The organism is Neoroseomonas oryzicola, from assembly GCF_012163135.1.
GTDB classification, from domain to species: Bacteria; Pseudomonadota; Alphaproteobacteria; order Acetobacterales; family Acetobacteraceae; genus Neoroseomonas; species Neoroseomonas oryzicola.
Map to the genome: position 1 here is coordinate 634,968 of NZ_JAAVUP010000003.1, position 25,244 is coordinate 660,211.

The 25,244-nt window shown below is 72.8% G+C and carries 25 protein-coding genes; 17 read left to right on the forward strand and 8 right to left on the reverse strand.

Translation table 11 applies throughout. The annotated features are described in order from the left end of the window. Positions 1 to 11: 11 nt before the first annotated feature. From GWK15_RS14575 to GWK15_RS14585, 3 genes are all read left to right on the forward strand, one after another. Positions 12 to 1,148, forward strand: coding sequence for an NAD(P)/FAD-dependent oxidoreductase (locus tag GWK15_RS14575; RefSeq protein ID WP_245211637.1), 1,137 nt, complete (start codon positions 12 to 14; stop codon positions 1,146 to 1,148). Next, on the forward strand, positions 1,145 to 1,579 hold the full coding sequence (locus tag GWK15_RS14580; RefSeq protein WP_338147257.1) for a MaoC family dehydratase: 435 nt from the start codon (positions 1,145 to 1,147) through the stop codon (positions 1,577 to 1,579). Before GWK15_RS14575 ends, GWK15_RS14580 begins: the two co-directional genes overlap by 4 nt. Positions 1,580 to 1,693: 114 nt before the next feature. Continuing rightward, the gene (locus tag GWK15_RS14585) at positions 1,694 to 1,849 is read left to right on the forward strand and encodes a hypothetical protein (protein ID WP_168042045.1); all 156 of its coding nucleotides are present in this window, start codon (positions 1,694 to 1,696) and stop codon (positions 1,847 to 1,849) included. Between the two features lie 27 nt (positions 1,850 to 1,876). Here GWK15_RS14585 and GWK15_RS14590 read toward each other — a convergent pair whose 3' ends face one another. Then, positions 1,877 to 3,442 carry a winged helix-turn-helix domain-containing tetratricopeptide repeat protein gene (locus GWK15_RS14590; protein ID WP_168042046.1) on the reverse strand — a complete coding sequence of 522 codons (1,566 nt, stop codon included), beginning with the start codon at positions 3,440 to 3,442 and terminating at the stop codon, positions 1,877 to 1,879. Positions 3,443 to 3,708: 266 nt separating this feature from the next. On the opposite strand from GWK15_RS14590, the gene GWK15_RS14595 reads away from it, so the two are divergent. Next, positions 3,709 to 3,870, forward strand: coding sequence for a DUF1127 domain-containing protein (locus GWK15_RS14595; RefSeq protein ID WP_168042047.1), 162 nt, complete (start codon positions 3,709 to 3,711; stop codon positions 3,868 to 3,870). A gap of 43 nt (positions 3,871 to 3,913) precedes the next feature. Then, positions 3,914 to 4,825 carry a DMT family transporter gene (locus GWK15_RS14600; protein ID WP_168042048.1) on the forward strand — a complete coding sequence of 304 codons (912 nt, stop codon included), beginning with the start codon at positions 3,914 to 3,916 and terminating at the stop codon, positions 4,823 to 4,825. Positions 4,826 to 4,856: 31 nt separating this feature from the next. Here GWK15_RS14600 and GWK15_RS14605 read toward each other — a convergent pair whose 3' ends face one another. Both GWK15_RS14605 and GWK15_RS14610 read right to left on the reverse strand, forming a co-directional pair. After that, complete coding sequence (locus tag GWK15_RS14605; protein ID WP_168042049.1) at positions 4,857 to 6,548, reverse strand: stimulus-sensing domain-containing protein; 1,692 nt, start codon at positions 6,546 to 6,548, stop codon at positions 4,857 to 4,859. 50 nt (positions 6,549 to 6,598) lie between these two features. Beyond that, positions 6,599 to 7,300, reverse strand: coding sequence for a response regulator transcription factor (locus GWK15_RS14610; RefSeq protein WP_168042050.1), 702 nt, complete (start codon positions 7,298 to 7,300; stop codon positions 6,599 to 6,601). A gap of 102 nt (positions 7,301 to 7,402) precedes the next feature. Here GWK15_RS14610 and GWK15_RS14615 point away from each other — a divergent pair, with 102 nt between their 5' ends. The 8 genes from GWK15_RS14615 to fabG all read left to right on the forward strand — a co-directional run bounded on the left by GWK15_RS14615 (position 7,403) and on the right by fabG (position 15,835). Then, positions 7,403 to 8,137, forward strand: a complete 735-nt coding sequence (locus tag GWK15_RS14615) for a HugZ family pyridoxamine 5'-phosphate oxidase (RefSeq protein WP_168042051.1) — start codon at positions 7,403 to 7,405, stop codon at positions 8,135 to 8,137. Between the two features lie 88 nt (positions 8,138 to 8,225). Beyond that, complete coding sequence (locus GWK15_RS14620) at positions 8,226 to 9,821, forward strand: phosphoenolpyruvate carboxykinase (protein ID WP_168042052.1); 1,596 nt, start codon at positions 8,226 to 8,228, stop codon at positions 9,819 to 9,821. 2 nt (positions 9,822 to 9,823) lie between these two features. Beyond that, positions 9,824 to 10,411 carry a LolA-related protein gene (locus GWK15_RS14625; protein WP_168042053.1) on the forward strand — a complete coding sequence of 196 codons (588 nt, stop codon included), beginning with the start codon at positions 9,824 to 9,826 and terminating at the stop codon, positions 10,409 to 10,411. Between the two features lie 28 nt (positions 10,412 to 10,439). Further along, positions 10,440 to 12,737 carry an MMPL family transporter gene (locus tag GWK15_RS14630; RefSeq protein ID WP_168042054.1) on the forward strand — a complete coding sequence of 766 codons (2,298 nt, stop codon included), beginning with the start codon at positions 10,440 to 10,442 and terminating at the stop codon, positions 12,735 to 12,737. A gap of 5 nt (positions 12,738 to 12,742) precedes the next feature. Next, on the forward strand, positions 12,743 to 13,927 hold the full coding sequence (locus GWK15_RS14635; protein WP_168042055.1) for a beta-ketoacyl-ACP synthase: 1,185 nt from the start codon (positions 12,743 to 12,745) through the stop codon (positions 13,925 to 13,927). Further along, positions 13,924 to 14,712 carry a beta-ketoacyl synthase chain length factor gene (locus tag GWK15_RS14640; RefSeq protein ID WP_168042056.1) on the forward strand — a complete coding sequence of 263 codons (789 nt, stop codon included), beginning with the start codon at positions 13,924 to 13,926 and terminating at the stop codon, positions 14,710 to 14,712. The genes GWK15_RS14635 and GWK15_RS14640 overlap by 4 nt, the downstream gene beginning before the upstream one ends. Continuing rightward, positions 14,709 to 15,134 (forward strand): phosphotransferase, encoded by a 426-nt coding sequence (locus tag GWK15_RS14645; protein WP_209442192.1) that lies wholly within the window; start codon positions 14,709 to 14,711, stop codon positions 15,132 to 15,134. The genes GWK15_RS14640 and GWK15_RS14645 overlap by 4 nt, the downstream gene beginning before the upstream one ends. Beyond that, positions 15,131 to 15,835 (forward strand): 3-oxoacyl-ACP reductase FabG, encoded by a 705-nt coding sequence (gene fabG / locus GWK15_RS14650; RefSeq protein WP_168042057.1) that lies wholly within the window; start codon positions 15,131 to 15,133, stop codon positions 15,833 to 15,835. The genes GWK15_RS14645 and fabG overlap by 4 nt, the downstream gene beginning before the upstream one ends. Before the next feature lie 3 nt (positions 15,836 to 15,838). On the opposite strand, the gene GWK15_RS14655 is transcribed toward fabG, so the two are convergent. Both GWK15_RS14655 and GWK15_RS14660 read right to left on the reverse strand, forming a co-directional pair. Continuing rightward, a complete protein-coding gene (locus tag GWK15_RS14655; RefSeq protein WP_168042058.1) occupies positions 15,839 to 16,324 on the reverse strand; it encodes a hypothetical protein in 486 nt (161 codons plus the stop codon). Further along, positions 16,308 to 17,126, reverse strand: coding sequence for a glycosyltransferase family 2 protein (locus tag GWK15_RS14660; RefSeq protein WP_209442193.1), 819 nt, complete (start codon positions 17,124 to 17,126; stop codon positions 16,308 to 16,310). The genes GWK15_RS14655 and GWK15_RS14660 overlap by 17 nt, the downstream gene beginning before the upstream one ends. Positions 17,127 to 17,187: 61 nt before the next feature. On the opposite strand from GWK15_RS14660, the gene GWK15_RS14665 reads away from it, so the two are divergent. Beyond that, on the forward strand, positions 17,188 to 18,525 hold the full coding sequence (locus tag GWK15_RS14665) for an NAD(P)/FAD-dependent oxidoreductase (RefSeq protein WP_168042059.1): 1,338 nt from the start codon (positions 17,188 to 17,190) through the stop codon (positions 18,523 to 18,525). Here GWK15_RS14665 and GWK15_RS14670 read toward each other — a convergent pair. The 3 genes from GWK15_RS14670 to GWK15_RS14680 all read right to left on the reverse strand — a co-directional run bounded on the left by GWK15_RS14670 (position 18,503) and on the right by GWK15_RS14680 (position 20,554). Next, entirely contained in the window at positions 18,503 to 18,889 is a 387-nt protein-coding gene (locus GWK15_RS14670) for a hypothetical protein (RefSeq protein ID WP_168042060.1), read from the reverse strand. The two genes, GWK15_RS14665 and GWK15_RS14670, sit on opposite strands and share 23 nt — an antisense overlap. Before the next feature lie 97 nt (positions 18,890 to 18,986). Further along, the gene (locus tag GWK15_RS14675) at positions 18,987 to 19,646 is read right to left on the reverse strand and encodes an ElyC/SanA/YdcF family protein (RefSeq protein WP_168042061.1); all 660 of its coding nucleotides are present in this window, start codon (positions 19,644 to 19,646) and stop codon (positions 18,987 to 18,989) included. Next, positions 19,643 to 20,554: an alpha/beta fold hydrolase gene (locus tag GWK15_RS14680; protein ID WP_168042062.1), complete on the reverse strand. Its 912-nt coding sequence runs from the start codon at positions 20,552 to 20,554 to the stop codon at positions 19,643 to 19,645. The genes GWK15_RS14675 and GWK15_RS14680 overlap by 4 nt, the downstream gene beginning before the upstream one ends. A gap of 297 nt (positions 20,555 to 20,851) precedes the next feature. Here GWK15_RS14680 and GWK15_RS14685 point away from each other — a divergent pair, with 297 nt between their 5' ends. Genes GWK15_RS14685 through GWK15_RS14695 form a run of 3 tightly spaced genes read left to right on the forward strand, consistent with a single transcriptional unit; the run spans position 20,852 to position 25,173 of the window. Beyond that, complete coding sequence (locus GWK15_RS14685; RefSeq protein WP_168042063.1) at positions 20,852 to 21,079, forward strand: zinc-finger domain-containing protein; 228 nt, start codon at positions 20,852 to 20,854, stop codon at positions 21,077 to 21,079. Between the two features lie 43 nt (positions 21,080 to 21,122). After that, a complete protein-coding gene (gene polA / locus GWK15_RS14690) occupies positions 21,123 to 23,957 on the forward strand; it encodes a DNA polymerase I (protein ID WP_168042134.1) in 2,835 nt (944 codons plus the stop codon). A 1-nt stretch (position 23,958) separates the two neighbouring features. Then, positions 23,959 to 25,173: an MFS transporter gene (locus GWK15_RS14695; protein WP_168042064.1), complete on the forward strand. Its 1,215-nt coding sequence runs from the start codon at positions 23,959 to 23,961 to the stop codon at positions 25,171 to 25,173. The last annotated feature ends 71 nt before the right edge of the window (positions 25,174 to 25,244 follow it).

Genomic DNA, 25,244 nt, shown 5'->3' on the forward strand with positions numbered 1-25,244 from the left:
GGATGACGCCCATGGAACGCTTCGACGTCCTGATCGCCGGCGCGCGCTGCGCCGGCGCGGCCGCGGCCATGCTGATGGCGCGGCGCGGCCTGCGCGTCCTTGTCGTCGATCGCGGCGGATACGGCACCGACACGCTCTCGACCCATGCGCTGATGCGCGGGGGGGTGATGCTGCTGGCGCGCTGGGGCGTGCTGCCGCGCCTGGTCGAGGCCGGCACGCCTCTCATCCGCCGCACCACCTTCCACTACGGCGCCGAGGCTGTCGCGGTCGACATCCGCCCCGGCGACGGCGTCGAGGCATTGGTCGCGCCGCGGCGGACGCTCCTCGACGGCACGCTGGTCGACTGTGCCTGGGAAGCGGGTGCGGAGATCCGGCACCACCACACCCTGACGGGCCTTCTGCGCACCGATGCGGGCCGCGTCTGCGGCGCGACCGTGGTGGACGAGACCGGGCGCGAGCACGCCATCGCCGCCGGCCTCGTGGTCGGCGCGGACGGCACCGGGTCGAGCGTCGCGCGCCTGGCGCGGGCGCCGGTGACGGTGCAGGCGGCCCACGCCGCGCCCGTGGTCTACGCCTACTTCCCTGGCCTCGCGGATACCGGGACGCATTGGCATTACGCCGAGGGCGCGAGCGCAGGACGAATCCCGACCAATGCCGGGCGCCACTGCGTCTTCGTCTCGGCCACGCCCGAGCGATTCCACGCCGAGATGCGCGGCGATCACCTCGACGGCATGCGCCGCGTGCTGCGGGAGGTGGCGCCGGCGCTTGCCCAGGAACTCGCCGCCTGCGAGCCCGATGCCGTCCCGGTCGCCTTCGCCGGCCGCCGCGGCTTCCTGCGCCAGGCGGCGGGGCCGGGCTGGGCGCTGATCGGCGATGCCGGCTATTTCAAGGATCCGATCACCGCGCATGGCATCACCGATGCGCTGCGCGACGCCGCCTTCCTGGCCGAGGCCGCGATCGAGGACAGCGCCGCAGCCTATGCCCGCTTCGCCGCGCGGCGGGACGAGCTCTCGCTGCCGCTCTTCCACGTCACGGACGAGATCGCCGGCTATGGCTGGACGCTCGAGGAGGCGAAGGCGCTGCACATGCGGCTCAACGCCGCGATGAAGCGCGAGGTCGCGGCCCTGGCGACGGAGGCGGTGTCGTGAGCGATCCCTGGGCCCGTACCATCGCCGGCCGGCCGCAGCAGGGCCAAGTGGCCGAGCGCACGCGCCGCACCTCCATGGCCGATGTCGAGGCCTTCACCGCCATCACCGGCGACCGCAACCCGCTACACTACGACGCGGCGCTGGCCGCCGCCTCGCCCTTCGGCGGGCTGATCGTGCAGGGGGGCGTCACCTCCGGCCTGCTCAACGCCGTGGTGGCGGAGGATCTGCCCGGCCCGGGGACCGTCTTCCTCGGTGTCGAATGGCGCTTCGTGAAGGCGGTGCGTGTCGGGGAGGAGATCACCGCCCGCGTCGAGGTCACCTCGGTGCGCGAGGACAAGCCGATCTGCACGCTCGCGACGACCGTGCGCAATGCGGCCGGCGAGACCTGCCTGACCGGCACCGCGGTGACCTGGACCGCGCCGCTGCGCTGATCTCCAGCGCATCTCCACGCCGCCGCAAGGAAGCCTTCAAGCATCGCGCGCCGGCGGCGCGGAGACTGCGCCATGCCCGCCCATCCCGGCGGGACCGCAGAGAGGAGATCCGCCATGACCGAGTTCACCGCCGCCAAGGTCGCCGCCGATCGCTGGAGCGGGCCCGAATGGTTCCGCCATATCGCGGGACGGCCTCTCGCCGACCGGCGCGCCCGCCGCGCGCCGCTGTCCTGGAAGGATGAGCTCGCCCTGCTGTTCCCGCCTGGGTGACGCGCGGCGCGCGCGGGACCGGGCGGGTCAGTCGCCGCCCGGCAGCCCCGCGCGGCGCAATCCATCGAGGCAGCGATCGACGACCGCCTGGTCGGCGCAGAAGAAGAAGTCCGATCGCGCGACCTCGAGCGTATAGTCCGGCTCCTTCTCGATGAGCGCGGCGACGACGCGGCGCGCCTCCTCGATGCGGTCCATCAGGCCCAGCGCGGCAATCAGCATCAGGTAGGGCCAGGCCTTGGCGTTCGGCACGCGCGTCGCCCGCCGGCCGTATTCCACTGCCTCGGCGTATTCGCCGAGCGTGATGTGCGCGAAGGCGCGCGTCGCGTAGAAGCTCGACAGATGCGGGTCGCGCGGGCTGAGCTCCGCGGCGCGCTCCACATCGGCGATGCCCTCCCGCGCGCGCCCGCTCCAGACCTTGGTGCAGCCGAGCGCGAAATGCGCCTGGGCGAAGCTCGGGTTCAGCGCGACCGACTGCTCGAGCAGCGCGATCGCCTCCTCGTAGTCGTGGCGGAAGGCGTGCACGCGGCCGAGCACGCAGAGGTTCATGCAATCCTGGTTGTCGAGCGCGACGGCGCTGCGGCTGAGCCGCATCGCTTCCTCGAGCAGCGCCTCGCGCCCCGCGCGCTCGCTCACCACCGTCTCCTGCAGCAGGACGTAGGCGAGCGCGCCCTGCGCGCGGGCGAAGGCGGGGTCGAGTTCCACGGCGCGGCGGAACATCGCCTCGGCTTCCGCCATGCCGGGCTGGGTGAAGCCCCAGAGGTGGAAGAGGCCGCGCTGGTAGCAATCCCAGGCGCCGAGGTTGGTGGGCGGGCGGCGCACCGCCGCCTCGCGCTCGAGCCGCGCGAGCTCGGGCTCGATCGCCGCGGCGATCTGCTCGGCCATCGCGCGCTGCACGTCGAGCACGTCGGCGAGGGCGAGGTCGTAGGTCTCGGACCACAGCTGCGCGCCGGTCTTGGCGCTCACCAGGTCGGCCGCGAGCCGCACGCGCTCGCCGCGCTTCGCGACGCTGCCATGCACCAGGTAGCGCACGCCGAAGGTGGTGCCGATCTCGCGCGCATCGACCTCGCGCCCGCGGAAGGCGGCGGCGGTGTGGCGGCTCAGTACGTCCATCCAGCGATGGCGCGCGAGCAGGCGGATCACGTCCTCGGTCAGGCCGTAGCTGAAGTAGTCGGTGTCGGGCTCCGAGCTGAGGTTCGCGAAGGGCAGGACGACGACCGAAGGGCGCGTGGACGGCGAGGCGACCGGCGGTTCCGGCGCCGGGATCTCCGCGACGTCGTCCTCGGCTTCCTCGGTCACCTCGCCCACGAAGCGGAAGCCGCGCTTGTGGATGGTCTTGATCAGCGACTGCCGGTCGCCGTCGTCGCCCACCGCCTTGCGCGCGGCGTTGATTCGGCTGCTGAGCGCGGCCTCGGAGACGATGCGGCCGTTCCAGATGGTGTCGAGCAGCTCGTCCTTGCTGACCACGCGGTCGCGGTTGCGCAGCAGGTGGACGATCAGGTCGAAGACCTGCGGTTCCACATGCACGCGGCTGCCGTCGCGCCGCAGTTCCTGGCGGCGCAGATCGACCTCATGCCCGGCGAAGCTCAGGGGCATGTGCTTGCTCCCCAGCCAAACGACGACGTGCGTCGGTGATCGTCACGTCGCGCGCGGCGCTGCTGCCGCGGCGCGACGTCCTCAATATCTGCACTCGCCCGGGCGCCCACAACAGTCGAGTGCGCCAGGTCACGCCTTGTGCCGAAACGGCAAGGAAATCTCCAGGCCATCGCGACCCCGCGTTCAAGCACCGCGCGCGTTCCCGCCGCACAAATCGCGGGCCACGGCAATCACGCCGGAGGCCACCGACGGAAGGAACGCCTGCCATGAGCACCATCGGAAACCTGATCGAAGGCTTCGCGCGGATGCGGGAACGCGCCCGCGGTCGGCGCCTGCTGCTCGAGATGGATGCCCGGATCCTGAAGGATATCGGCATCTCGCGGGACATCGCGGCGGCCGAGGCCGCCAAGCCCTGGTGGCGGTGCTGACGCGCAGGCGTCGCCCGCCACCGGCCGGACCGGAGGCCCATCCATGTTCACCTATCCATCCTCGCTCGGCATCGTCGCCGGGCTCGCCGCATCGACGATCTGGGGCGGGGCGCTCGCCATGACGCGCCTCGCCGTGTCGGGGGACGCGCCGCTCGGCGCGGCGGACGTCGCGATCCTCCGCTTCGCCGGGCCGGCCATCCTGCTGTTCCCGGTGCTGCGCCAGGCCATGCCGCGCCTGCGCCAGGTCTCGCCCTGGCTGCTCGGCTTGATGATCCTCGGCGGCGGCGCGCCCTTCGCGCTGGTCGCCGGCACCGGGCTCGAGACCGCCGGCGCGGCCGAGGCCGGCGCATTGCTGCCGGGCATGGTGCCGCTCTGCGTCGCGATGGTCTCGGCGTTGCTCGGCGAGCGTTTCGGCCTGCGCCGCGGCATCGGCCTGATGCTGATCGCGCTCGCGGCGGTGGTCATCGTGCTGCCGGCGATCCTTGCCGGCGGCCATGGCCGATGGGCGGGATACGCGCTGCTGCTGATCGCGGCCGTGATGGCAACGGGCTACACCATCGCGCTGCGGTTGAGCGGCATCGGCGCCTGGGAGGCCGCGGCCTTCGTCAGCACCGTCTCCCTGGTCGGCTTCGGACCGGTCTACCTGCTGGTCATGACGCCGGGGCTGTCCGTCGTCGGCTGGCACGAGCTCGGCGCGCAGGCGGCGTACCAGGGCATCGCCTCGGGCATCATGGCGCCGGTCGCGTTCGGGATGGCGGTGCGCCGGCTCGGCGCCGCGCAGGCCTCGGCCTTCGCGAGCCTCAGCCCCGGTGCGGCCTGCGCGGGCGGCTTCGCGCTGATGGGGGAAGTGCCGGATACGCTGACGGCGATCGCGGTGATCGCCTCCGGCCTTGGCGTCGCGCTGGTCGCCCAGCCGGCGCGCATCGCGCCCGCCGGGGATGCGGAGCGCATGTGAAGGCATGGGCCGGCGCGATGGCCGCCGGCCCTCAGCCCACCGGCAGACGCACCACGAAGCGCGCGCCGGCCACGCCGCCATCCGCGTTGCGGCGGTTCTCCGCGGTGATGGTCCCGCGCAGCCCTTCCACGATCTGCTTGCTGATCGAAAGGCCAAGGCCGGAATGCTGCCCGAAGCGCTCCCCGCGCGGACGCTCCGAATAGAAGCGCTCGAAGATGCTTTCCAGCTTCTGCTCGGGGATGCCGGGGCCTTCGTCCTCGATCGCGACCTCGGCCAGGCCGCCGGTCAGCCGCGCCTTGACCCAGACATGGCCTTTGGCCGGGCTGAAGGAGATCGCGTTGCCCAGCAGGTTGCGGAAGACCTGCACGATGCGCCCCTCGACGCCGCGGACCACCATCGGGCCCGGGGGGGCCTCGAGCACGACGATGGCATCGTCCTCCTTGCGCGTCGCCTCATGCAGCTCCGCCAGCGCCGAGAGGATCGGCGCGATGTCGACGGGCGTGGAGACGGTGCGCGAGAGTTCCGCATCGACGCGCGACGAATCGCTGATGTCGCCGATCAGCCGGTCCATCCGCACCGCATCCTCGGCGATGATGTCGAGCAGCCGGTTGCGGCTGTCCGGGTTCTCGACGCGGCGCAGGGTTTCCAGCGCGCTGCGCACGCTGGTCAGCGGGTTGCGCAGTTCATGCGCGACGTCGGCGGCGAAGCGTTCGTTGGCGTCGATGCGGGCCCACAGCGCGCGCGCGGAATTCTGCAGGTCGCGCGCCAGCACGCCGATCTCGTCGTCGCGATCCATCAGCGGTTCGGGGACGGATTCCTCGCGGCCCTCGCCTTCGCGCATGCGCTGGGTCGCGCGCGCCAGGTCCAGCATCGGCGTCGCGATCGTGCGCGCGAGGTAGAAGGACAGCATCACCGTCAGCACCAGCGCGGTGGCGAACAGCACCAGCACCGAGGCGCGGATCTCGAACAGGCGGGTGTCCACCTCGCGCGCGTCGCGCGTCAGCAGCACGATGCCGATGCTCTGCCCGCCGCGCCGCGCCGGTTCGGCGACCGAGACCAGCAGCCGCCCGTCCCCGGTCCGCCGGATATAGGGCCGCACCCCGCCCTCGAGCGCGAGGCGCAGCTCCTCCCGCCGGTCCGGGCCGAGGTCCGGCTGCCAGTCGAAATCCGGCGCATTGGGCCCGACATCGACGGAGACGCCGCTGCCCCCGCCCGTCCCGCGCAGCCCCGAGGGCAGCACGCCGGACAGCCGGTCATAGACCTCGCCGACGGTGGTCGAGAGCGCGCCGCGCGGTTCGGGCGGCGGCAACGGCTCGGTCACCACGGCGCCGCCGGGGCCTTCGCGCACGCGGCTGTCGGCGACCATCAGGCCGGTATTGTCGAACAGCCGCGCCTGGGTGTTGGGGGAGGGCTCGACCAGGCGGCGCAGCAGCGGGCGCGCGGCCTCGGGCACCAGGATGGCGCGGTCGCCGTCGATGCGCACCGCGGCCTCGGCGATGGCGCCGGCATAGATGCGCGCCTGGGTGCGCAGCGCCTCGACCTCGGCCGCCAGAAGCCCGTTCTGGTACTGGTCGAGATAGAGCAGCGAGGCGGCGAGCAGCGCGGGGGGGACCGCGTTGACCAGCAGGATGCGGCGCAGCAGGGGCGAGAAGCGCCGCGGGCGCGGTTCGGCCGGCGCCTCCGCGCGCAGCGGCGCGGGACGGCGTGCCGAACCGTCAGGCATCGGCGCGGGCCGGGGCTGCCGCCGTCATCGTCTCCTCCTGCGCCAGCGGGTCAGGCTTCCTTGTAGCGGTAGCCGATGCCGTAGAGCGTCTCGATCTGGTCGAACTCGCCATCGACCTGGCGGAACTTCTTGCGGATGCGCTTCACGTGGCTGTCGATGGTGCGGTCGTCGACGTAGATGTTCTCGCCATAGGCGGCATCGATCAGCTGGTCGCGGTTCTTCACCATGCCGGGGCGGATGGCGAGCGCCTTGACCAGCAGGAATTCGGTGACGGTCAGCTGCACCTGGCCGCCCTTCCAGACGCAGGTGTGCTTGGTTTCGTCCAGCACCAGGTCGCCGCGGGAGATGACGCCGCCCGGGGGCGCGCCCGAGCCCTCGGCGCGCGAGGCCTCGTTGCGGCGGAGCAAAGCGCGGATGCGCTCGAGCAGCAGGCGCTGGCTGAAGGGCTTGGTGATGTAGTCGTCGGCGCCGAGGCGCAGGCCCATCAGCTCGTCCACCTCCTCGTCCTTCGAGGTGAGGAAGACGACCGGCATGTTGGACCGCTGGCGCAGGCGCTGGAGCAGCTCCATCCCGTCCATCCGCGGCATCTTGATGTCGAGCACGGCAAGGTCCGCCGGGCGGGCCATCAGGCCCTGCAGGGCGCTCTCGCCATCCGTGTAGGTGCGCACGGTGTAGCCCTCCTGCTCCAGCGTCATCTGCACGCTGGTGAGGATGTTGCGGTCGTCGTCCACGAGGGCGATGGTCTGGGGCATGTCTCGTCCGGGTTTCCGGGTCCTGGGGGTCGCGGTTGCGCCGCGGCGGCTGTCGCCACACCTTCGCCCGCGATTGTGGCACGAGGCGGGCCGGAGGCAGAGATGGCGACGGAACAGGGGATTCGCGAGGCCCGGGGGCTGATTCGCGGGGCGATGTCGGCGACGCTGGCATCCTCGGCGGGCGGGCAGCCCTTCGCGAGCCTGGTCACCCCGGCGCCCGCGCCGGACCTCTCGCCCCTGCTGTGGCTGTCCACGCTGTCCGAGCACACGCGACACCTGGCGGCGGAACCCCGCTGCGCCCTGCTGTTCGCAGGGACGGCCGAGGGGCCGAATCCGCAGACCGCCCCGCGGGTGACCGTCACCGGCCTCGCCGAACGCGTGCCGGACGCGGAGGTCGCGCCGCTCAAGACCCGCTGGCTGGCCCGCCACCCCTATGCCGCGCTCTATGCCGACTTCGCGGATTTCGGCCTGTGGCGGGTGCGGATCGGCGGCGCGCTGCAGGTCGGCGGCTTCGCCCGCGCCGAACGGATCAAGGCCGCCGAGCTGGCCCCCGACCCCGCCGCGGTCGCCGCCATCGCGGCCGCGGAGGCCGACATCATCGCCCATGTGAACGCCGACCACCCCGACGCGGTGGAGGCGATCGCGAACGGGCTGCTCGGCGCCGGGCCCGGCCCCTGGCGGCTGGTGGCGGTGGACGTGGATGGTTGCGACCTGTCCGAAGGTAACCGAACGGTTCGTCTTGCCTTCTTAGCGCCGTTAAGCGATGCGGACGGTGTGCGTGCGGCGCTGATCCGTGCGGCGCGGGAGGGAAGGGCGCGGCTGGCGCCGCCTCACTGAGAGGCGGTCCTGCCGCAATTCTGCCGTCCGTGTCGCTGAAACGGCGCCGTCACACCCAGCCTCGTGACGCTCAGGAGAGCCGTTCCGCATGTCCTCCCCCACCACCCCGCTTGCCGGCACCGGCGTTTCCGCCAGCGGCGAGGTCCATGCCAACCTGACCGCCCCCGCCCTGGTCGCGAACGCGCTGCGCCGCGGGGAAGGCCGGCTCTCGGCGGACGGCGCCTTCATCGCGGTGACCGGCCAGCACACCGGCCGCTCCGTGCAGGACAAGTTCGTGGTGGACGAGCCCGCGACGCGCGAGGCCGTGTGGTGGGGCAAGGTCAACCAGCCCCTGCCGGCCGAGAAGTTCGCCGGGCTTCTCACCAAGGTCCGCGCCTGGCTCGGCCAGAAGCCGGAACTCTTCACCCAGGACCTGCATGCCGGCGCCGACCCCGCGCACCGCATCCGCGTGCGCCTGGTGACGACCAACGCCTGGCACGCGCTGTTCGCGCGCAACATGTTCATCCGCCCGGCCAAGGCCGACCTGCCGGATTTCGCCGCCGACTGGACCATCCTGCACGCCCCGGAATTCGAGGCCGACCCCGGCAACGACGGCTGCCGCACCGGCACGGTGATCGCGCTGTCGCTCGCGACGCGCACCATCGTCATCGCCGGCACCTCCTACGCCGGCGAGATCAAGAAGAGCATCTTCACCGTCATGAACTGGCTGCTGCCGGAACGCGGCGTGCTGCCGATGCATTGCAGCGCCAATGTCGGCGCCAAGGGCGACGTCGCGCTGTTCTTCGGCCTGTCGGGCACCGGCAAGACCACGCTGTCCTCGGACCCCGAGCGCGCGCTGATCGGCGACGACGAGCATGGCTGGTCGGACACCGGCGTCTTCAACTTCGAAGGCGGCTGCTACGCCAAGGTCATCAAGCTATCGCAGGACGCCGAGCCGCAGATCTGGGCCGCCTCCCACCGCTTCGGCACGGTGCTCGAGAACGTGGTGGCCGATGCCGACGGCAACCTCGACCTCGATGACAATGCGCTGACCGAGAACACGCGCTCCTGCTACCCGATCCACTACATCCCGAACGTGGTGGAAAAGGGCACGGCCGGCCTGCCGAAGAACGTGGTGATGCTGACGGCGGACGCCTTCGGCGTGCTGCCGCCGATCAGCAAGCTGTCGGCCGCGCAGGCGATGTACCACTTCCTGTCGGGCTACACCGCGCGCGTCGCCGGGACCGAGAAGGGCCTCGGCAAGGAACCGCAGGCGACCTTCTCGACCTGCTTCGGCGCGCCCTTCCTGCCGCGCCATCCTGAGGTCTACGGGCGGATGCTCGCGGACCTGATCGCGAAGCACGGCGCGGATTGCTGGCTGGTCAACACCGGCTGGTCAGGCGGCGCCTACGGCACCGGCTCCCGCATGCCGATCAAGGTGACGCGCGGGCTGCTGCGCGCCGCGCTCGACGGCTCGCTCGCGAAGGTCGAGTTCGTCCGCGATCCCTTCTTCGGCCTGATGATGCCCAAGGCCGTGCCGGGCATCCCCTCCGAGCTGCTGAACCCGCGCGAGGCCTGGGCCGACAAGGCCGCCTACGACCGCACCGCGACGCAGCTGGTCGGGCTGTTCGAGAAGAACTTCGCGACCTTCGCCGGCGCGGTCGGCGAGGACGTGAAGGCCGCGGCGATCCGCGCGGCGGCCTGACCATGGCGCGGCACGGGGGGCGCTTCGTCCCCCCGTCCGTCCCGCGCCGCGCGGCGCTGCTGCTGCCCCTCGCGGCGCAGGCGCCCGATCCGCTCGCCGCGGTGATGGCGCGCCTCGCCGCAGTGCGGGAGGTGCGGGCGCGCTTCGTCGAGGACAAGGAGCTTCCCGAGCTCGACCGCCCGCTGACCTCGCGCGGCCTGCTGTCCTGGCGCGCGCCCGACCGGCTCGAGAAGCGCACCCTGGAGCCCGCGCTGGAACTCTTCCTGGTCGAGGGCGACACGCTCACCCTCGAGCGCCCCGAGCGCGGCATCCGCGAGACGCTCGCCCTCGACACCGCCCCCGAGATCCGTCCGCTGGTCGAGGCGATCCGCGCCACGCTGGCCGGCGACCTCGCCACGCTGCGCCGCTACCATGAGGTGACCTTCAGCGGCACGCCGGAGCGCTGGCGCATCCTGCTCGTGCCCCTGTCGGTCCGCGCGCGGGCGGCGGTGCAGCGCGTGGTGCTGGAAGGCGAGGGCGGCTTCATGACCACGGTCGAGACCCAGGGGAGCGACGGCCGCAGCCGCCTGGTGGCGACACGCCTGCCGTGACGCGCCTGGCCTGCGTGGGACGTGCCGCATGAAGCGCTTCGCCACGCTCCTGCTCGCCCTCGCCGCGCTGGCCGGCGCCTTCGCGCTGGCGATGCGCGTGGTCGAGGTCAGGTCCGACATCGCCGATTTCCTCCCCGCGCCCACCACGCCCGAGGCCGCCTTCCTGTTGCAGGAACTGCGCAGCGGCGCGGCCACGACGCTGCTGCTCGCGGGCATCGAGGGCGCGCCGCCGGCCGATCTCGCCCGCATCTCGCAATCCATGGCGCGCGCCATGGCGCAATCCGGCGCCTTCGCGCTGGTGGCCAACGGCACCGCCATGGTGGGCGATGAGGAAGCCGCGCTGCTCTTCGCCCATCGCTACGCCCTTTCGCCCGCCGCGACGCCCGACGCCTTCGCCGAGCCCGCGCTGCGCCAGGCGCTCGACGGCGTGCTGGACGGGCTGCGGTCTTCCGCCGCGCCGCTGGTGCGCCGCTTCGCCTTCGCCGACCCGACCGGCGCCTTCCTCGCCATGCTGCGCGGCTGGGCCGGGGAGGCGCGCGTCGCGACCGAGCACGGCGTCTGGATGGCCCATGGCCGCGCGCTGCTGCTCGCCCAGACGCGCGCCTCGGGCCTCGACACCGAGGCGCAGGCCCAGGCTGTCGCGACGATCCGCGCCGCCTTTGCCGCGGCCGATCCGCCGGACGGGGCGCGGCTGCTGGTCTCGGGCCCGGGCGTCTTCGCGGCCGAGGCGGCGGCGACGGTGCGCGCCGACGTCGCCCTGGTGTCGAAGCTCTCGCTCGTGCTGGTGGGCGCCTTCCTGCTCTGGCGCTACCGCTCGCCGATGATGCTCGCCGTGGTGGCGCTGCCGCTGTCGGTCGGCACCCTGGCCGCGCTGCTCGTCGTCGATGCGGTGTTCGGCCACGTCCATGCTGCGGCGATCGGCTTCGGCATCACCATGCTCGGCGTCTGCGACGACTATCCGCTGCTGCTGGTGACCAACCGCGCGCCGGGGGAGACCCCGCGCGAGACCGCGCGGCGCGTCTGGCCGACGCTGCGCCTCGCCGCCGCCGCGGCGGTGGCGGGGCTGACGCCGATGTTGGCCTCGGGCTTCCCGGGCCTGGCGCAACTCGGCCTGTTCGCCGCGACCGGACTGCTCGGCGCGGCCCTTGCCACCCGCTTCCTGCTGCCGCCGCTGCTGCCGCCCGAGGGACTGTTCGTCCGGCCGCTGCCCGAACGCCTCGCGCACCTGCTCCTGCGGCTGCCGGCGCGGCGCGGCGTGGTGCTGGGTCTGCTCGCGGTGGTCGCCATGGCGCTGGCGGTCGCCGGCGGACCGAGGATGGAACGCGACCTCGCGGCGCTGAGCCCGGTGCCCGAGCCGGTGCGCGCCCTGGATGGCGAGCTCCGCGCCCAGGTCGGCGCGCCGGATGTCCGCGTCGTGCTTGCGCTGCGGGCCCCGGATGCCGAGGCCGCGCTGCGCGGCGCCGAGGCCGCCGCCGCCGCGCTGATGGCCTCCGGCGCCGTCGAGGCGATCGACCACCCCGCGCGCTTCCTGCCCTCCATCGCGACCCAGCGCGCCCGCATCGCCGCCCTGCCGGATGCCGCGACGCTGGCGGAACGGCTCGACGCCGCGCGGCAGGGCCTGCCTTTCCGCGCCACCGCCTTCCAGCCTTTCCTCGACGGCATGGAGGAAGCGCGCCGCCTGCCGCCCCTGACGCCGGCCGACCTCGGGTCGCTGCCGACGCTGGCCGCGCGCCTCGCCCCGCTGCTGCGGGAGGACGGGGAGGGCTGGCGCGCCCTGCTGCTGCCCGGTGGCATCCGCGACATGGACGCGCTGCGCGCCGCCGCCGCGACCGTGCCCGGCCTGCTGCTGGTCGACTTCAAGGCCGAGACCGGGGCGCTGCTCGACCAGGGCGTCCGCGAGGCGCTCAAATGGGGCGCTGTCGGCGCGGTGCTGGTGCTGGTCCTGCTCGGCGCCGGGCGCGGGCTCGCGGGCGGGCTGCGCATCGCGCTGTCGCTCGCCGGGGCGTTGCTGCTGACCTTCGCCATCCTCGCTGCGCTGGGGGAACGGATCGGGGTCTTCCACCTCACCGCGGCGCTCTTGTTGGCCGGCGTGGGGATGGACTATGCGTTGTTCATGTCACGTTCCGGCGAGGAGAGCACCGAGGACGCCGCACGTGCCCTGGGTTCGGTCATCAGTTGCATGGTCACGACGCTGCTCACCTTCGGCCTGCTCGCGCTCTGCGCCACGCCGGTGCTGCACGCCACGGGACTGACCGTGACGGTGGGCGTCGCCTCGGCCTTCCTGCTCGCCTGTGCCCTGGCGCCGCGCCGGGCCGGGACCAGTTGAGGTCCATGCTGCCGCTGCGCATTTCCGCGATCACCGCGACCAGCGCCATGGGCGTGGGCCTGGCGGCCACGCGCCAGGCGCTGCAGGCGCGCGCCGGCGGCCTGACGCGCTGCGACCTGCCCGGCATGCCCGAGGGCATCTGGATCGGCCGCGTGCGTGAGGCCGAGGCGATCGAGCCGCCCGCCCCGCTCGCCGCCTTCGCCTGCCGCAACACAAGGCTTGCGGAACTCGCGCTCCGCCAGGACGGCTTCGCGGATGCGGTCGCCGACGCCGCCGCGCGCCACGGCGCGGACCGCATCGCTGTGGTGCTCGGCACCTCGACCTCCGGCATCGAGGAGACGGAGCAGGCCTGGTCGCGCCGTGGCGCGGATGGCGCGCTGCCGCCCTACGACTTCGCCCGCACCCACGACCTGCACGCGCTGCCGCGCTACGTCCGCGCGCGGCTCGGTCTGAAGGGGCCCTGCGTGTCGATCTCGACGGCCTGCACCTCGGGCGCGCGGGCCTTCCTTGATGCGGCGATGCTGATCGCGGCGGGGCTGGCTGACGCCGCGGTGGTGGGCGGGGCGGACACGCTGTGCCGGCTGACGCTGCACGGCTTCGGCTCGCTCGAATTGCTGGCGAAGGGGCCGACGCGACCCTGCGCCGAGGACCGCGACGGCATCAGCATCGGGGAGGCCGCGGCCTTCGCCCTGCTGGAACGCGCGGGGCCGGGCGACCAGGGCGCGCTCGGCCTGCTCGGCGCGGGGGCGTCGTCGGATGGGCACCACATGTCCTCCCCGCATCCGGAAGGCCATGGCGCGGTGGCGGCGATGCGCGCCGCGCTGGACAGCGCAGGGATCGGACCGGGCGCGATCGACTACGTGAACATGCACGGCACCGGCACGCGCACCAATGACGCCATGGAGGACCGCGCCATCGCGCGCATCTTCGGCGACGCGGTGCCGTGTTCCTCGACAAAGGGCTGGACCGGGCACACGCTCGGCGCCTCCGGCGCGCTGGAAGCCGCGATCGCGGCCATCTGCGTCGAGGACGGGCTGGTGCCCGGCTGCCTCGGCATCGCGCAGCCCGATCCGTCCTTCGCCGCGCGCATCGCGGTCGCCAACGCCGCCGCGCCGGTGGCGCGCGTGCTGTCCAATTCCTTCGGCTTCGGCGGCAGCAATTGCGCGCTGGTGATCGGGCGGCTGCCGTGAGCCTCGCGGTCGGCATCGCCGGCATCGGCCTGCTCGGCCCCGGGCTCATGGGCTGGGCGCCCTCCGCGGCCGTGCTGGCGGGTGCCGTGCCCTACGAGCCCGCGCCGCTGACGCCGCCCGCCCCGACCCTGCTGCCCGCCACCGAGCGCCGCCGCACCGGCCCCTCCGTGCGCCTCGCCCTCGCCGTGGCGACCGAGGCGGTGCAGGACAGCGGCCTGCCGCCCGAGGAACTCGACACCGTCTTCGCCAGCTCGAACGGCGAGGGCCATGTCATCACCTCGATCCTCCAGGCGCTGCACACGCCGGATGGCGCGATCTCCCCGACGCAGTTCCACAATTCCGTGCACAACGCGGCGGCGGGCTATTGGGGCATCGCGGTGGGGTCGGCGCGGCCCTCCGTCAGCCTCGGCGGCCATGACGGCGTGCTGGGGACGGGATTGCTGCACGCCGCGGCGCAGGCGGTGGTGGCGCGGCGCCCGGTGCTGTTCGTCGCGCATGACGTGCCGCTGCCCGCGCCGCTCGATGCGCTGCGGCCGACCGCGGCGTCCTTCGCCCTCGCGCTGGTGCTGGTGCCCGAGGGCGGCACGCATGGGCGGATCACCCTGGCGCAGGAGGACAGTGCCGCGGAGGCGTCGGACCTGCCCGATGGCCTCGCGGCGCTGCACGACGCCAACCCGGTCGCGCGCGCCCTGCCGCTGCTCGCGGTGCTTGCCGGCGGCAGGGGCGGGACGGTCCGGCTGCCGATGCTCGAGGATACGCGCCTCGCAGTGGCGGTGGCGGCGTGAGCCTGCCCGCGACGCGCGCGGCGATCGCGCGCCTCGTTCCGCACCAGGGCGGCATGTGCCTGCTCGACCGCGTCACGGCCTGCGACGCGGATGGCATCGCCTGCCTGTCCGCCACGCATCGCGATGCATCGAACCCACTGCGCCGCGACGGCGTGCTGCCGGCGGTCTGCGGCCTGGAATACGCGCTGCAGGCGATGGCGCTGCATGGTGCGCTGACCGATGGCGGGCCGCAGGGCGTGGGCTTCCTCGCCGCGCTGGCGGGTGTCGAGGTCGGCGCCGAACGGCTCGACGACATCCAAGGCGACCTCGCCGTCAGCGCCACGGCGCTGGCGCGCGAAAGCCGCGGCTTCATCTACGGCTTCGCGGTCGAGGGCGGTGGGCGCCGCCTGCTCTCCGGCCGCGCCACGGTGGTCCTCGCATGATCCGTGCCCTCGTCACCGGCGGCAGCAGCCCGATCGGGGAGGCGATCTGCCGCGCCCTCGCCCGCGACGGGCTGCGCGTCATCGTCCATGCCCATGCCAATGTCGCGCGCGCCGAGGCGCTGGCGGCGGAGCTCGGCGGCGAGAGCGTCGCCTTCGACATCGCCGACCACGCGGCGAGCCTCGCCGCCTGCGAGCGCCTGCTGGAACCCGGCCCCATCCAGGTGCTGGTCCACAATGCCGGCGCGCATGAGGACGTGCCGATGGCCGCGATGACGGAAGCGCAGTGGCGCCGCGTCATGGCGGTCTCGCTCGACGGATTCTTCCACGTCGCGCGGCCGCTGCTGCTGCCGATGATGGGCACGCGCCGGGGGCGGATCGTCGCGATGTCGTCGGTCTCGGCCATCATGGGCAATCGCGGCCAGGCGAACTACGCGGCGGCCAAGGCGGGGCTGATCGGGGCGGTGCGCGCGCTGTCGCTGGAATGCGCGCCGCGCGGCGTGACGGTGAATGCGGTCGCGCCCGGGCTGATCGACAGCCCCGCCATCGCCGCCGCCGTGCCGCCCGAGACGGTGAAGCAGATCGTCCCCGCGCGGCGGCTGGGGCGCGCGGAGGAAGTGGCCGACCTCGTCGCCTTCCTGTGTTCGGATCGCGCCGCCTACATCACGGGGCAGACCATCTCGATCAACGGCGGGATGGCCTGATCACTACTCCTGGCTGACCACGCCGCCCGAGACCGGCACCGCGTCGCTGCCGCCGCGCCCGCCGCCGCTGCTCGAGATCGGGCCGCCCGGTGCGCCGCTGTACTGGATGATCGCCCGTTCCAGCCCGCGCACGCGGTCGTTGTACGCCTGGTGGATGCGGGCGCCGTCGTAGTCGAGGTTGACGCTGTTCACGTACGAGATCGTGAAGGTGCGGATGTCGAAGGCGATGTCGACCGTCATCTGGTGGCTGCGCCAGGAATTGCTGGCGCGCACCAGGCCCGGGCGCATCGACTGCACCGACCAGCCGGACTGGGACGCGGCGGCACGGCGGATCTGCGCCTCGCGTTCCTGCAGGCTCGCGCGGCCCTGGAACTGTCCGTTGGTGCTCTCGTAGATCGGCTGCTCGCGGCAGGCGCCGAGGCCGATGCCGCCGCCCACCGCGATCAGGGCCGGCAGGCAGCCGCGCAGCGCATCACGGCGAAACATCATTCCGTCCCTCCTCCTCGAGCCGCCGGAGCCCTGCGAGGGCGCGACGCAGCCCCGCCGGGTCCATCCCGCGCGCCAGCAGCTTCCCGGCGACCATCATCACGATGCGTGAAATATCCGCAACGGGTCGGAAATGACTGGGGCGCTTCAGCGTGCCGGCATAGAGCGCCGGGATGTCGGCCGCGACGGTGGTGATCCCGGCCCGCGCGGCGTCGATCAGGATCTCGCTTTCGAAGGAAAAGCGCCGCGCCCGGCCCTCGTAGCGGTCGAGCGCCGTGAGCGCCGCGGCGGGATAGATGCGGAAACCGGACTGGCTGTCGGCCACCGCGTGGCCCGCCGCCCAGGAGATCCAGAAATCCGCGACCCGGTTGGCCCGCCGCCGGGCCGCTGGCTGGCCGGTTGCCCGCCGGCGGGATCCGATGACGATGCGGTCCGGCCGGGCCAGCGCCAGCAGGCGCGGCAGGTCCTCCGGCCGGTGCTGCCCGTCCCCGTCCAGCGTCGCGACGTATCCGGCCCCGCCCGCCAGCGCCGCGCGCATGCCCTGGCGCAGCGCCGCGCCCTTGCCCTGGTTGGCCGGCAGGGCGAGCACCTCGGCCCCTGCCATGAGGGCCTCCCGGGCCGTCGCATCGGTCGATCCGTCGTCGACGACCAGGGGCGGGACCTCCGGCACCACGGCGCGCATGCGCGCGATCAGGCCGGCGATGGTCGCCCCTTCCTGGTAGGCGGGGATCACGATCGCGAGCGCGAGGGGCGGCAGGGCCGTGCCGGGGGGCAGGGGCGGCGGCGCTGCGGTTGCTTCGGTCACGGGAATCCGGCTGGAATGCAGGCAGCACCTTACCTCCGAACCTCAGCGGGACCTAGGCACCATGCCGCTCGACGCCGCCGCCCTCGCCGGCGAGACCCTGTGCGACGTCCTGATCGTCGGCGGCGGGCCGGCCGGGTCCACCGCCGCGACGCTGCTCGCCGAGAAGGGCCGCCGCGTCGTGCTGCTGGAGAAGGACCACCATCCCCGCTTCCACATCGGGGAGAGCCTGCTGCCGCTCAACCTGCGGATCTTCGAACGCCTGGGGCTGCAGGAGGCGATCGCGGCGATCGGCATGTACAAGCCGGGCGCGCGCTTCGTCTCGGACGAACACGGCGGGCACACCGCCTTCTCCTTCGCCGCGGGGCTCAACCAGGACTACACCTACGCCTACCAGGTGCGGCGCAGCGAGTTCGACCAGGTGCTGTTCGCCCGCGCGCGCGCCGCCGGCGCCGATGCGCGGGAAGGCATCCGCGTGCTCGACGTCGCGCTCGACGCGCAGGAAGGGCATCGCATCACGGCGCGGGCGGAGGACGGCACCATGCACGCCTTCCGCGCGCGCTACGTCATCGACGCCTCGGGCCGCGACACCTTCCTCGCGAGCACCATGGGCACCAAGGCGCGCAACCCGCACAACAACACCGCCGCGATCTACGGCCACTTCCATGGCGTCGCACCCTTCGACGGCGAGGAGGACGGCAACATCACCGTCCACCTCTTCGACGAGGGATGGTTCTGGATGATCCCGCTGACCGGCGGGGTGATGAGCATCGGCGTCGTCAGCAACCCCGGCTTCTTCAAGCGCCGCCGCGGCAGCGCCGAGGAGTTCTTCCTCGCGACGCTGCGCGCCGTGCCCTCCGTCGCCCGCCGGATCGAGGGCGCGCGCCTCGTCTCCGAGGTGACGACGACGGGCAACTACTCCTACGCCTCGAAGGTCATGCAGGGCGATGGCTGGCTGATGGCCGGCGATTCCTATGCCTTCATCGACCCGGTGTTCTCCTCGGGCGTACTGCTCGCCATGGCGAGTGCCGAGATGGGCGCCGATGTCGCGCATACCTGGCTCGACGACCGGGCGCGCGGCGCGGCCATGGCACGCGCCTTTGAACGCAAGGTGAAGCGCGCGATCGGGTCGCTGTCCTGGCTGATCTACCGCATCAACACCCCGGTGCTGCGCGACATGTTCATGACGCCGAGCAACCGCTTCCGGATGCGCGAGGGCCTGATCAGCCTGCTCGCCGGCGACGTGCACGCCAATTCGAACCGCCAGATGCCGGTGATCGCCTTCAAGGCGGCCTACCGCATGCTCTCGCTCGCGCATCGCTTCGGCTACCGGCTGCGGCCGGGCGGACTGACCAAGGTCCCCCCGGCGGCGCCTTCCGTCACGCCGTCGGCTGCACGCTGATCGCGCGTTCCAGGTTCTGGATCCAGCCGTTGTAGTTCTTGTGGATGCTGGTCCCGTCGTAGTCCAGGTTCGTGCTCTCGACGTAGATGATCGAGAAGACCTGCTCGTTGTAGGTGATCTCGGTGACCGCGACATGGGTGCGCAGGTGCAGCGTCGCCCGGATCACGCCGGGGCGGACCACCTGCGTCTCCCACCCCAGCCCGGCGGCGGCCTGCTGGATCTGCGCCGTCCGGTTCGCGATCGTGCCGGGCTGCATGAAGGGATGCTGGCTGACATTGTAGATGGGCCGCGTGCAGCCCGCGAGGCCGAGCGCCGCGAGCGCGACGGCCGCCGGCCCCATGCCGAGCAGTGAGCGCCGTTTCATGTTTCCTCCGCTTCCCGTTGCGTCATCGCCGCGACGCGCTGCGCCCGCGCGGCGCGCGCATCCTGGCCGCGGCATCATGCACCGGACTTGCGGTGCATCAACCGATGCGCGCGAGCCAGGCGCGACGGCGCAGCAGGCGCGCCAGGGCGCGGCCGGTCAGGTACCAATGCACCATGAAGCCCTCGCCGAGCAGGCGCGGCAGGTCGGGCTGCAGCGACGCCTCCGCCGCGACCGGCATGGGCGCGAGGCCGAGGTTGCGCGCCATGAGCAGCGCGCGATGCAGGTGAAGGCGGCTCGTCACCAGCGCCTCGGCGCCCGCATCGGCCGTCGCGTCGCGGTGGTTGCGCAGGTTCTCGAGCGTGTGGCGCGAGCGCGTCTCCATGCCGATGCGCGCCGGATCGAGGCCCTGGGCGACCAGCCAGGCGCGGCCGATCTCGGCCTCGGTCGGCGCGCCGGGGCTGGTGGCGCCCCCCAGCACCAGCACGCGTGCGGCCGGCCATCGCCGCGCGAGGCCGAGCGCCCGCGACAGCCGCGCGACGAATTCGCCCGAGGGCCGCCCGGCTTCCAGCCGATGCCCCAGCACCAGGATCCGCGCCGGTTCGCCGTCCGGCAGCTCTGGCGCGCTCCGCGCCGTCCGTCGCACCGCCAGCACCGCGAGGCCGGGTGCGATGCCAAGCGTCAGCGCCGCGACCAGCAGCGCCGCGACCAGGGTGATCGCGCCATCGTGTCCGAGGAACGGCGGAGGGCGTTCGTTCACGCCGCGAGCCAGGCCCGCGCCGCCTCCTCCGCGCCGGACGGCAGCGGGGCGTAACGGTCCCGCGCCCAGGCGGTGATGTCCCCGGCGACCGTCCGCCCCTGGGTGTCCCGCAGCAGCATGTGCCAGCCATCCGGGTAGTAGCCCACGCGCTGGACCGAGCGGTCGGGCAGGGAGGCGAGCAGTTGCCGCGTCGGGCGCGCCGGCACCAGCCGGTCCCGCCCGCCATAGAGCAGCAGCGCCGGGGCATGGAAGCGCGGCGCCGCCTGCACCGCCGCCTCCATCAGGTCCACCAGCCCCGCCAGCGCATCGACGCGGGTGTGGCGGATCAGCAGCGGGTCGCGCGACCAGCGCTGCCAGGCCGCCAGGTTGTCGGTCGGCTGGAAGCCCGGCGCCGAATTCTGGAACCCCATCATCGGCACCAGCGAGACCAGCACGTCGAGCATGCCGGCCGCGAACCAGCCCAGCGCCGCCCGCCCTACCACCGCGGGCGCGAGCAGGACGTAGCCATCCGCCGGCGGCGGATGGGCCGAGGCGCCGGCGACCAGCAGCACGGCGCCGCCCATGCTTTCCCCCATCATCACCACCGGCACGCCGGGGTGGCGGGCGCGGATCAGGCGCGCGGCCTCGGCCGCATCGGCGGCCATGGTCTCGTGCCCGGCCCAGATGCCGCGGTTGGGGGAGGCGCCGAAGCCCCGCTGGTCATAGGCGTAGAGGGCGACGCCCTCGGTGGTGAACCAGCCGGCGGCGTCCTCGGCGAAGGCGCGGGCGTGCTCGTTCATGCCGTGCAGGCCGATCACGACGGCCTTGGGTGGGCTGGGCGGCAGCCAGCCGTAGCAGGGCAGGCGGGTGCCGTCCGGCATGACCAGGGCGTCGTCGGCGAGCGTGGGCGCGACGACCGGCGGGCCCATCGGGGCGCGGGCCGGGGCGCAGGCGGCAAGGGCCAGCGCGGCCAGAATGGCGCGACGCGGGGGAGGGGAACCTCCCCCGTACCCCCTCCCTTCTTTGGTCACTTGGTGCTGGCCGCCGCTGTCAGTCTCCAATCGACAGAAAAGGGAGGGGGAGCGGGGGAGGTTCACCCGCCCCCGCCCTTCTTCCGCCCGTTCCTGCTCCGCGCCATCCATCGCCACCCGAGATGGTACCGGCCGCCAGGCTGGTCCACCACGTCCGCCGCGACTATGGTGCGCCCCGAGGATACGAGGACTGTCATGCGTGACCCCCTGATGACCGGCTATGCCCCGAAGCCCGTGGAAGGCGTGACGCCCGACCAGCGGATCGAGGTGCATGCCCGCAAGGTGGCCTGCGACGGCGAGGCCGCCGGCGCGCTCGGCCATCCGCGCATCTGGATGACCATCGAGGACCGCGAGGTCACTTGCCCCTATTGCTCCATCACCTACGTCCTCGCCGAGGGCGCAGGCGAGGACCATGGGCACTGACGACGCGAAGGCCCCCGAGGCCGGCCGGCCGCGGGGCACCGTCATGGCGGATGCCGCCGCCGCATCCGAGGCCCTGCCCGAGGTGAAGCCCGGCGAGCGCCACCTCATCCTGGTGGACGGCTCCGGCTACATCTTCCGCGCCTATCACGCGCTGCCGCCGATGACGAACCCGGAGGGCGTGCCGGTGAATGCCGTCTACGGCTTCACAACCATGCTCTCGCAGTTCCTCACGCGCCACGCGGCGACCCACATCGCGGTGGTGTTCGACGCGGCGCGGCTGAACTTCCGCAACGAGATCTACGCCGACTACAAGGCGCACCGCCCCGACCCGCCCGAGGACCTGGTCCCGCAATTCGCGCTGATCCGCGATGCGACGGATGCGCTGGGCGTCGCCAAGGTCCAGCAGGAAGGCTTCGAGGCCGACGACCTCATCGCCGCCTACGCCAAGGCCTTCCTCATGGAAGGGCCGGGGCAGGTGACCATCGTCTCCTCCGACAAGGACCTGATGCAGTTGGTCCGGCCGGGCGTGCAGCTGCTCGACCCGATCAAGCAGAAGCCGATCCGCGAGCCGGAGGTGCTGGAAAAGTTCGGCGTGACGCCGGACAAGGTGGTCGAGGTCCAGGCACTGGCGGGCGATTCCACGGATAACGTGCCCGGCGTGCCGGGCATCGGCATCAAGACCGCCGCGCAGCTGATCAACGAATACGGCGACCTGGAATCGCTGCTGGCCAACGCCGAGAAGATCAAGCAGCCCAAGCGGCGCGAGGCGCTGATGGGCAATGCCGAGATGGCGCGCATCTCGAAGCGGCTGGTGTCGCTCGACGCCGACGCGCCGCTGCCCGAGCCGATCGACGACTTCGTCGCGAAGCCGCCGGCCGACCACAAGCTCGAGCACTTCCTGCGCGCCATGGGCTTCCGCTCATTGCTCGCGCGCATGGGCAAGCTGGGGGAGGGCAGCGAGGCGCCCCGCCGCGGCGCGCCGCCCGCCGCGCTGCGCCACGCGCCGACCGCCGGCCCCGTCGCGCCCGATCTCTCGGCCCCCTTCGGCGCCTATGAGACGGTGACGACCGAGGAGGCGCTCGCGCGCTGGGTCGCGGACGCCCAGGCCGCCGGTGTCATCGGCATCGACACCGAGACCGACAGCCTCGATGCGCGGCGGGCGAAGATGGTGGGCTTCTCCATCGCCACCGCGCCCGGCCGCGCCTGCTACGTGCCGATCCGCCACGGCGATTCCGGGGACATGCTGTCGGGGCCCGCGCCCGAGCAGATCGCGCCCGAGCGCGCCTTCGCGATCCTGCGCCCGCTGCTCGAGGACCCGTCCGTGCTGAAGGTCTTCCAGCACGCGAAGTATGACCTCGAGGTCTTCGCGCGCGAGGAGAATGGCGGCTTCGCGGCGATCGCGCCGATCGACGACACGATGATGATCTCCTACGCCATGGCCGCGGGAAAGCACGGCCAGGGCATGGATGAGCTCAGCGTGCTGCATCTCAATCACGCGCCGATCAAGTTCGACGAGGTGACCGGCACGGGCAAGGCGCGCATCCCCTTCTCCCTCGTGCCGCTCGACAAGGCGACGGCCTATGCGGCCGAGGATGCCGACGTCACGCTGCGGCTGTGGCTGCTGCTCAAGCCGCGGCTGCGGGAGGACGGCGCCCTCGCGCTGTACGAGCAGGTCGAGCGCCGCATGGTCGGCGTGCTGCGGGAGATGGAAGCCGCCGGCATCAAGGTCGACGGCGCCGAGCTCGCCCGCATCGGGGAGGATTTCTCGCAGCGCCTCGCGGTGCTGGAGAAGCAGATCCATGCCCTCGCGGGTCGCGAGTTCAACGTCGGATCCCCGAAGCAGCTCGGCGAGATCCTGTTCGACGAGATGAAGCTGTCGGGTGGGCGCAAGGGCAAGACCGGCGCCTATTCGACCGATGCCTCGGTGCTCGAGGACCTCTCGGCGCAGGGCGTGGACCTCGCCGCGCGGGTGCTCGACTGGCGCCAGCTCGCCAAGCTGAAATCCACCTATGTCGAGGCGCTGGCCGCGCAGATCGACCCCGCCGACCGGCGCGTGCACACCTCCTACGGCATGGCGGGGACCAGCACGGGGCGGCTGTCCTCGAACGATCCCAACCTGCAGAACATCCCGGTGCGGTCCGAGGAAGGGCTGCGCATCCGCCGCGCCTTCGTCGCCGAGCCCGGCAACGTCCTGATCTCGGCCGACTACAGCCAGATCGAGCTGCGCCTGCTCGCCCACCTCGCCGAGGTGCCGACGCTGCGCGAGGCCTTCGAGCATGGCGAGGACATCCACGCCCGCACCGCCGCGGAAATCTTCCACCTCCCGCCCGGTAAGGTGGACAAGGAAGCCCGCCGCCGCGCCAAGACCATCAACTTCGGCATCATCTACGGCATGTCGGCCTTCGGCCTCGCGGCGCGCCTCGGCATCCCGCCGGCCGAAGGGCGCGCCATCATCGACGCCTACTTCGCCCAATACCCCGGCATCCGGCAGGAGATGGAACGGCTGAAGGAGGAGGCGCGGACCAATGGCTTCGTCCGCACCCCCTTCGGCCGCAAGCTCTGGATTCCCGAGATCTCGACCAAGGACCCGGTTCGCCGCGCCGGCGCCGAGCGTGCCGCCATCAACGCCCCCTTCCAGGGCGGTGCCGCCGAGATCATCAAGCGCGCCATGGTCCGCCTGCCGCGCGCGCTCAAGGACGCCGGGCTCAAGGCGCGAATGCTGCTGCAGGTGCACGACGAACTGGTCTTCGAGGTGCCGAAGGAGGAGGTCGAGGCCACCTCCGCGCTGGTGAAGGACATCATGGAGAACGTCGCGACGCTGCGCGTGCCCCTCGCGGTCGATGTCGGCACCGGCCATTCCTGGGCGGAGGCGCACTGACATGGCCGCCGGCTGGACGCCGCAGGAAAGGCGGACGCTCGCGCAGATCTGCGCCGCGCATTTCGTCAGCCATGTCCATTACCTGGTGCTGCCGCCGCTGTTCCCGCTGCTGAAGGACAGCCTCGGCGTCTCCTATGTCGAGCTCGGCCTGGCGCTGACGGTGTTCAACGTCGTCTCCTTCTTCACCCAGGCGCCGATGGGCTTCGTGGTGGACCGGCTGGGGCCACGGCGGATGCTGGCCTGCGCGCTGGTGCTCGGCGGCGCGGCCTTCATCATGCTGGGGCTGACCGGCGGCTATGCCTGGCTGATCGCGGCGGGTGCGATGGCCGGGCTCGCCAACAGCGTCTACCATCCGGCGGACTACGCCATCCTCGGCGCCTCGATCGGCGAGGCACGGGTGGGCCGTGCCTTCTCCATCCACACCTTCGCCGGCTTCCTCGGCGGAGCGATCGCGCCGGCCTTCGTGCTCGGCATCGCGGCGGGCTTCGGCATGCCGGCCGCACTCATCGCGGCGGGGGCGATCGGGCCGCTCGCCGCCATCCCGCTCGTTTTCGGCCGCGCGCCGGAATCCGCGCCCAAGCCGGCCGCGGCCAAGGCGGCGGGCGGGGCGCCGACGCGCGTGCTTTCCCCGGCCGTGCTGGCGATGACGGCCTTCTTCGTCACCCTCGCCCTGTCCAATGGCGGGCTGCAGAACTTCTCGGTCGCCGCCTGGGTGGACGGGCAGGGGCTGTCGCTGACGCTCGCGAACGCGGCGCTGACGGGCTTCCTGTTCGCCTCGGCGGGCGGGGTGCTGTTCGGCGGCGTCGTCGCTGACCGCACGAAGCACCATGGCCTGGTCGCGGCCTTCGGCTTCGGGTCGGCGGCCGCGATGGTGCTGCTGGTCGGCACCGGGGCGGTCGGCGGCCTCCTGCTGGTGCCGGTGATGGCGGCGGCGGGGTTCCTGTCGGGCATGATCATGCCCTCCCGCGACATGCTGGTGCGCGCCGCCGCCCCGCCGGGCCAGGCGGGCGCGGTCTTCGGCATCGTCTCGACCGGCTTCAACCTGGGCGGCATGGTCGGCCCGCCGCTGTTCGGCTGGCTGCTCGATTCCGGATCGCCGCGGCTGATCTTCGTCGCCGCGGCCGCCTTCATGCTGATCACCTCGATCATGGCGCTGGCCCAGGAATGGCGGTTGAGCCGCCGCCGGCGGCTCGCCGAGGCCCCGGCCGCGGAATGACCTGCGTCGCGAGGCTTGATCGCGCGGCGGCGATTGGGGCAATCCTTCGCGGTGGACGAGTCGCGGACCGG